Origin of the sequence: Arthrobacter sp. TB 26 (genome assembly GCF_000427315.1) — a bacterium.
Lineage (GTDB): Bacteria > Actinomycetota > Actinomycetes > Actinomycetales > Micrococcaceae > Arthrobacter.
The window spans coordinates 1-6850 of the sequence record NZ_AUPJ01000317.1 but is presented as its reverse complement, the minus strand read 5'-3'; the positions used below and the strand labels follow the sequence as shown (position 1 = coordinate 6850).

General features: G+C 62.1%; 7 protein-coding genes. 2 read left to right on the top strand and 5 right to left on the bottom strand.

Annotation, left to right across the window (positions count from 1 at the left end; genetic code table 11):
• The first annotated feature begins 707 nt into the window (after positions 1 to 707).
• Positions 708 to 992: a hypothetical protein gene (locus K789_RS0112000; RefSeq protein ID WP_024366965.1), complete on the top strand. Its 285-nt coding sequence runs from the start codon at positions 708 to 710 to the stop codon at positions 990 to 992.
• 162 nt (positions 993 to 1154) lie between these two features.
• Positions 1155 to 1817, top strand: coding sequence for a hypothetical protein (locus tag K789_RS0111995; protein ID WP_024366964.1), 663 nt, complete (start codon positions 1155 to 1157; stop codon positions 1815 to 1817).
• Between the two features lie 146 nt (positions 1818 to 1963).
• On the opposite strand, the gene K789_RS0111990 is transcribed toward K789_RS0111995, so the two are convergent.
• From K789_RS0111990 to K789_RS0111970, 5 genes are all read right to left on the bottom strand, one after another.
• A complete protein-coding gene (locus K789_RS0111990; RefSeq protein ID WP_237739588.1) occupies positions 1964 to 2629 on the bottom strand; it encodes a helicase associated domain-containing protein in 666 nt (221 codons plus the stop codon).
• Between the two features lie 413 nt (positions 2630 to 3042).
• A complete protein-coding gene (locus K789_RS0111985) occupies positions 3043 to 3291 on the bottom strand; it encodes a hypothetical protein (RefSeq protein ID WP_128081620.1) in 249 nt (82 codons plus the stop codon).
• Between the two features lie 316 nt (positions 3292 to 3607).
• Positions 3608 to 4963 (bottom strand): hypothetical protein, encoded by a 1356-nt coding sequence (locus tag K789_RS0111980; protein ID WP_024366786.1) that lies wholly within the window; start codon positions 4961 to 4963, stop codon positions 3608 to 3610.
• 172 nt (positions 4964 to 5135) lie between these two features.
• A complete protein-coding gene (locus K789_RS0111975; protein ID WP_024366785.1) occupies positions 5136 to 5480 on the bottom strand; it encodes a helix-turn-helix domain-containing protein in 345 nt (114 codons plus the stop codon).
• Complete coding sequence (locus K789_RS0111970) at positions 5477 to 6610, bottom strand: tyrosine-type recombinase/integrase (RefSeq protein WP_024366784.1); 1134 nt, start codon at positions 6608 to 6610, stop codon at positions 5477 to 5479. Before K789_RS0111970 ends, K789_RS0111975 begins: the two co-directional genes overlap by 4 nt.
• Between the last annotated feature and the right edge of the window lie 240 nt (positions 6611 to 6850).

Here is a 6850-nt window from a genome sequence, read left to right as displayed (position 1 = left end):
CCCGCGCCGGAGACTCGCCAGACCCCTGTAGAACCTTGGAACTGAGACGCCACACTTTCTATTGCTGGGTCAACATTTTGCCGCCTCTGGCCGTCCTACCGGGGCCAACCAAACCTGTCACAGCCACCCGTTCTCCGATCAGCAGCCCGGTGGCGGGATCAATGATGCTGTCCGTCCGGGTTTCTCTGTTCGGATGCTCGATCCCGATCGCTGTGCCTATCTTTCCGTCAAGGTTCGCTTCCCTGTCTATGACGGTGACTCCTGGAATGAGCACGGCCGCTTTGAATAAGTGCAGCGCGAAGGTCGGCCGGGAGGACTCCGGTCCGCAGGGCGGCCAACTACAGCCAGTTATAGGCAGTTATAGCCACTTACAGGAAGAAACAAATAGCCATGTATAACTTCGTAGAACTCCCTGTAAGTCGCTGCTCGAACCCTGTGGAACTCCGCTGCTGTGGTTCCGGATTACAGCCCCACGTCGAGTTCCCCGGCCCAGCGGCGCTTCAGCCCATCGGGGCTTCCGGCCGTCCCGTCAGCGGAACGGGATTTGCTGGCCCGTCAGGGCGTGTCCACATGCCTTCGTACCTGCGGCGGTCATCGCAGGTGGTCGGTCGCGGCGGGGCAGTAAGTCGAATACATATCCACATGTGGACAACCCTGTGGAGAACGTATGTTCGATAAGCACCGGTGCTCTGATCTAAAATTGAGGCGTGATCAAGACCGGCTCTCCCGAGGACATGGACCGGATGGTCGCGCGCCTGGACGCCGACAAAACCCGCCCCATGGACGACAGCTCGCCGATCCGGGATTTCCCGAAGTACGGCCGGCCGCTGGTGTACGTCAACGGGATCTATGGCAAGGCCGTGGCATGGTCGCACAGCTACGGCCTGATCGAGTGGCTGGATGCTTCCGGCAAGTACCACCTGGGCTGGGCTCACTCAGCGAGCATCAAGCGCGTGACGGCGGAGGAGTGGAAGGGCAGCAGCGGGCTCTAGGCTGTGTCGGGAGTCCCAGAACCCGATCTCGTACCAGCTAAGCTGATCGAAAATAGGTGACCTGGCAAGGGCCGGGCGGCCTGCCCGGCCCCTTGCCCTAATTGGTCCCCTTGTGAACGAGAGGTCCCGCCGGTGCTATCAAGTGCCGGATATGATCCGGGCATGACTGAATTGGATATCCTCGTGCAAGCCATCACCGAGGATCTCGGCGATCCTTCAGATTGGGGCGCCCCCGTGGAGTTTCGCGACTCCCTAGCACTTTGCGCCTTAAACTCCGCCTACTCTCTGCGCGGGAACTCGGCTGCGGCGAGGAACGTGCTTGCTCGGTACCGTGCCTTACGGCCGACGGCAGACACCGACAGTGGACGAGACCTGCTGAAGGCCATGGATAGCGCAGGTGGCCCCGCAAACTTCGCCCGTGACATCCTGTGCAACGAAAGCAAGCTCCCGGGTACGAACCGCTTGCGACCAGAGGGCATTTACGAGGGCCTTTCCCGGCTCGCAGCCCTGGATACCAGCGTGACGAGCGCAGAACACCTCCGAGCCGCTGCGGCCGATGGGAGCAACTCGGCGAGAGCTGCATGGCTCTCAGTCAAAGGCTTTGGCGCGCTTGCCTGGTCGTACCTGATCATGAATGCGGGAGTGAGCACCGAAACAAAACCAGACGTGATGGTGCAGCGCTACCTCGCACGAGTTCTCGGCGATGACAACAAACTTAGCCCGGCACGAACACGGCAGCTCCTCCAGCTCGCGGCCGCGAAACTCGCAGTTGAACCCCGGGACCTGGACCGAGCAATATGGCTCCACGAGAGTCCGTCGAAGTAGTCCCCCGCCAGCGGATCGACTTACGGGCGCCCTGGAGGCAGCCCGGTGTGTTTCGAGACTGTGCTGGAATTGCCTGCCGCATCAGCCATTGGGCACCTTCCACGGTGCGCGTGACGCCGTCCCGGGAGTTGCCGGGCGTGGCGGGTTCATAGGCGGGCCGGGCGGCCGCGGGTGCGGCCGGTCTGCCAGCCCGGGACGGCGTCGTCCAGAAGTTTGACCTTTTCAGCTTCGAGCTCGCTGCGACGGTTCTTTTGCCGCTGGGCGTGGATCCACACCCCGAGGGTGTGTTCCCTGTCTGAGGCGCAGTGGCGGTGGCGGGGCCAGTCGTTGCCTTCGGCGCGGAAGTTCGAGAGCTGGGCGAGCCGGTCATGCCACCTGGCATCGTCCGCTGCGGCCCGTGGATTCCCCTCCCACGCGGGGATACTCGCGAGGCCGTCACGGTAAGCCGGGGACAAGGTGCCGTCGGCTGCTTCGCGCCGGCGATCCGAGCGCCACCTGGCCATAGAACGTTCACTCTTGTCCTCGGAGCGGTCGCGGGGGAACCGGTGTTCGGCGGTAATCCAGGCAATGATCTGTTCCATGCGGGCAAGGGCAGCAGGGGAGGGGATGGTTCCGGTGCGGGCGGCGGCCAGGTGCGCTGCCTCGAGCCCCGGGTCTTGGCGGCGCGCGATGACCAGGTGGTAACCCACGCTGGCCGGGTCGGCGCGCACCAGCTCAGCGATGCGTTTCCGACTCAGCCCGAGTCGGTACATCAACACCCATTCCGCGTCAGGAGCGCGCCGCAACCGCCTGTCCATGATGGATGTCATCATGCCACGACGTTGGCCCGGGACAGTCCACCGTTTGGGGCAATGTCCCGATGTCGGCCGGTCCGTGACATTGACACTGATCCGGTCGTTCAGCATCCAACGTCCGATGCGCCACCCACCCCCGAGATCGTCAGCGAAACCAGCACCGCGTTGGGACACTCCATGTCCATCAGCAGCCACTACTTATACGGGGTTATAGGAAGTTATAGGGGGTTATAGGAAAAACCCTATAACCCCCTATAACTTCCTATAATTTGGGGTGAACCTGGCTGAACCCCTACGGCTCCGTCCAGGTGAATATGGCAGTCCTGATTCAGGACCGGTCTGACGGCTGAAACGACCGATGCCATCCCTTCGTCTGGACCAAGACCCAGTAACGCGACACCTGGATCCGAAGGACCCCTACTGTTGGGCTATTACATTGCTTCCGGGATGCCGAATCGCTTCCCAACGAGTATGCGGACGGCCGCTTCCAGGGGCTGATCTTCCAGCTCAACGCCCTCGCCCCCGTAACGAATTCCCGATTCGTCGCCCACCGCTTCGATGTCAAAAAGGTTGAGGACCTCGGCCACGCGCACCTGATACTCGGTGGCGGTCATTTGGCGAGACGCACGAACTGGAATTGTGCTGAGTGCGCGGGCGACCGCAGCATCGGATTCAATCATGGGCGCACTCTGGCATGACGTTCGCCATTGCACAAGGGGGTTCTTCGAACCTAGTACGGGAGTATGAGCCGATTCTAGGCTCGCAGGAGGTGAGCTCATCCTCCCGCGGCACTCGCCGGCAAAAACCCAGTCGGCGCAGGTTCCGATACCTAGGGTCGTCGTGCAAACACCGACCAGGTTGCTGGCCGCTCTTCGGCCGAGAGTGCGCGGTGAAAACTGGATAAGCGGGTTATCGCTTTGGGGTTTATTCCTCGCTCCGTGGGCGAGCTGAGGGTCTCTATCGATGATGCTCGCCGTCATACCCTCTGGTGCTTTGTCACTGGGTTTTGTTCGCAGTTTGGTCGCGACTGCGCTCTTCGGCGAAGCGGGGGTTCTTGCCGACAACGTAGCTCGACATGGGTGCGCCGGCGGCTCCCGCGTGGCGGGACAGAGTCTGCTTGCTGTATCCGAGCATGCGGGCAAGTGACGTGGCGTCAATTTCTTTGACCAGGCTCTGCAGGGTGGTGTTGCGGATGCCTTGGATGTTGACGCCCATCCCGCGCAGCTTCAGGAGGTGGGTGTTGGGGGATCGGGGTGCTCCTGCGCGGACGCCCGGGAAGAGCCAGCGTGTATCGCGGTTGACTGTCTGTTGGCCGGCGCGGTCCTGGAGGTGGGCCCAGAACATGGGTGCCAGCAGCTCGGGAATAGGTGCCGGATACCGGCCGAGACTGAGGAACATGCCTTTGCCGGTCACTTCGACGTCGTCGATGGTGAGCATGGCGATCCTGCCGATGGGGATGCCATAGAGCAGGAAGATCAGCCCCGCGATGCGGATCGACAAGGCGACGTTGTCGGCCTCGATGAGCTTGCGGACAAGGTCCAGGCGTTCCTGCTGGCTGAGGACGGGCGTCGTCCTGGCCAGCCGCGCAGCGACCTGGATGTCCTTCCCCGGCGTTTCCCGCTTGAGGTATTGGATGAAGTTCCGGATATGTCGACGGGTTGAGGTGCCCTCGGAGAGGTATTCGTCGATATGTATCTGGCGGAAGGAAGCTGCTGTCCGGCGGTGCTCATCGAGGAGCCAGCGGAGGAACTTTCCGGCCTCTGTGATCTCCTGCTTGGCCGAGCGCACGGCATAGTTCATGTTCTTCGTCGCGGATGACTCCGCCCGAAGTCTCTTGAGGTGATGCCAGCGGGCGAAACGCTCGATGGGGGCGTGGATTTCCGGCGTCGAGGAGAGCTGGTCGAGGCGTTCTTCCAGCCACTGCTCGAACATGGCCAGCTGCCGGTCTTCCTGTGCGGGCAGGATCCGGTTATGAGTGAGGATCGCGCGGACGTGCTCGACCGCCGGCGTCTTGGGCAGTTCGTCGAAAGCCCGGTGGGAGAGCTCGATCTCCCTGTCACCGATCCGTTTGAGCAGCCCGGCGGACCGGCCACCGTTGCTGCGCAGCCAGGTGTAGATGCTCTCCGGCCGCGTGGCCCCGGTCAATACCTTGATAAGGCGTTTGAGCCGCAGGTCGGGTGGGTCATTCGGCCTCAGAAGCTCCGTCAGATCGTTGGCGAGAACGCAGGTGATGCAGTGACCCCCGCGGAAGCGCTCGGCCTCGCGGCCGCAGTTGTCACAGGTGAGGTCCGTCGTGATGCCGGCGCATTCGCGACAGATGTCGTCGCCCGCATCCGTTCGACCTGGCAGCATTCTGTCGGCACCGCAGAGCGGGCATTGACCGTATCGGTGGGTTGCGTTCGTGAAGCATATTCCGCAGATCCGTCCGTCTGGCCAGCGGACCCGGATCTTTCCGGTGGTTCTCCCGCAGCGGTCGCAACCCTCGCTCGTCCTGTTTGATCGGGGACGACCGCGCGGCTTGAACTCACTGCTCATCGGGACGGGTAATGCGGGCGCGGACCGGGCGGTAGGCCTCCATCAGGGGGACATCCGTGCCGTCGCCGACGGCGGTCCGACGGCGCTGGGTGCGGGTTTCCGTTCCTGTGTAGGTAAAGATTTCGTTGGCTTCGACCTTGAAGATGTCGCAAAGTGCTGCCAAGACCTGGAAGGCGATCCGGTCCGGGTTCTGTCCGACGAGTCGGTAGATCTGCGACTCGGAGAGCGTGATGCCACGCTCCCGAAGCGGAGCGACCAGATCGCGGCTGTTGCGCATCCCGGCGCGTGCCATCAGCTCCTTGACGCGGAACTGGTAGTCGATTTGACGGTTCATCGTGATGCCTTTCCGGAAGGCGTTGTGGGTTTGGTCAGCAGCTTGCTGTTGCTGGCCAGGAGGGTTGTGTTGAGCACGCGTTCCAGTTCGCGCGCGGCGAAGTCGGGGGAGGGAAGTGTGTAGATCGTGGTCGTCGCTGTGTGCTCGTGGCCAACCTGCATCGAGATGAACTTGGTGTCATAGCCGTACTCGGTCTGCATGTGCGTGACATAGGACCGTCGCAGGGAGTGAAGGTCGAGCCCCGGCGGAAAGCCGAGTTCGTCGAGGAATCCGCGCATCCGATCCCGGAGGTTCTTTTCCGGAACCAGGCCGCCGCGGCCAGTCGGGAAGAGATCGCTGACAGGCTGCCCGTAGCGGGGAAGACCGCGTTTGACCCAGTCATCAACCGCCTCGGCTGCCCAGTCCAGGAGGGTCAGCACGGACCGCTGTTTCTTGGGGGAGCCCTTCTGCGACTTCCCGAACCGGACGCGCAGAATGCCGTAGTCGCCGAAGTACGGAGCCTTGACATTGCGGGAGAAATCGACCAGGCCGAGGTGACGGAGTTCGTCGCGCCGAAGGCCCCAACCGTAGGCGGTCTTGAAGGCGACGGCGTCACGCCACGCGGCAAGAGCGCCCTTGCGTCCGGAGTTTATGATCCGTTCGACTTCCAGGTCGGCTAGGTCGAAGAAGGCCTGCAGCTCCTCGAGAGTAAAGGCACGCTTCTCCGGACCCATATCGGCATCCTGGACGTGCCTGGCTTTGTTGAACTCGGTGATCACCTGGGAAAAGGTTGTCCCGAAGAGGCGCCCGCAGTTCTCGTTCCACGGGTATTCAGGGTTGGTTGCATACTCGCAAAACAGTTTGATGTCCGTCTGGTAGGCCCGGACAGTGGACAAGGCCAGGTTCTCGACACCGCGAAGATGGTCGAACAGCTCGTCCGCGTCGACGGGGGCCCACTCCCACGGATACTTGCCCGAGAAGTCCGCCAGGCGCATAACAGATGCGACCCGGCGCCTGGTCGTTTGCATGGTGAAGTTTTGCGCCGAGTGCGATCGCTTCCACCCGGTGAGCACCTCGCTCAGGAACCCGTCACGATCCGGCTCTCGATTAGGCAGCGGGAGGAACGCGAGACCGCCGAACTTATCACCCAAGGAGCCTCCTATGTCGACTGCAATTTTTGCAGTCAAAATGCAAAAAATGCAACAATGAGACACAAAATGCCTGATCAGACCCGGATTTTGCGACACAGGAAACCACAACAGTTCGCCTCGCCCGAGGTGATCCTGCGCGTGGCGAATCGAGCGAATCGCCTGGTCAGGGCCGATCTCGGCTCCTGAGCGATCGTTATCAGAAGTGGATGTATTCGCAGAAAATGCGAATAGCCTCTTTAC

Excerpts from the sequence above, each read along its gene's own strand:
- K789_RS0111980 (WP_024366786.1), bottom strand. The coding sequence starts at position 4,963 with ATGCTGCCAGGTCGAACGGATGCGGGCGACGACATCTGTCGCGAATGC.
- K789_RS0111995 (WP_024366964.1), top strand. The coding sequence starts at position 1,155 with ATGACTGAATTGGATATCCTCGTGCAAGCCATCACCGAGGATCTCGGC.
- K789_RS0111985 (WP_128081620.1), bottom strand. The coding sequence starts at position 3,291 with ATGATTGAATCCGATGCTGCGGTCGCCCGCGCACTCAGCACAATTCCA.
- K789_RS0111990 (WP_237739588.1), bottom strand. The coding sequence starts at position 2,629 with ATGATGACATCCATCATGGACAGGCGGTTGCGGCGCGCTCCTGACGCG.
- K789_RS0111975 (WP_024366785.1), bottom strand. The coding sequence starts at position 5,480 with ATGAACCGTCAAATCGACTACCAGTTCCGCGTCAAGGAGCTGATGGCA.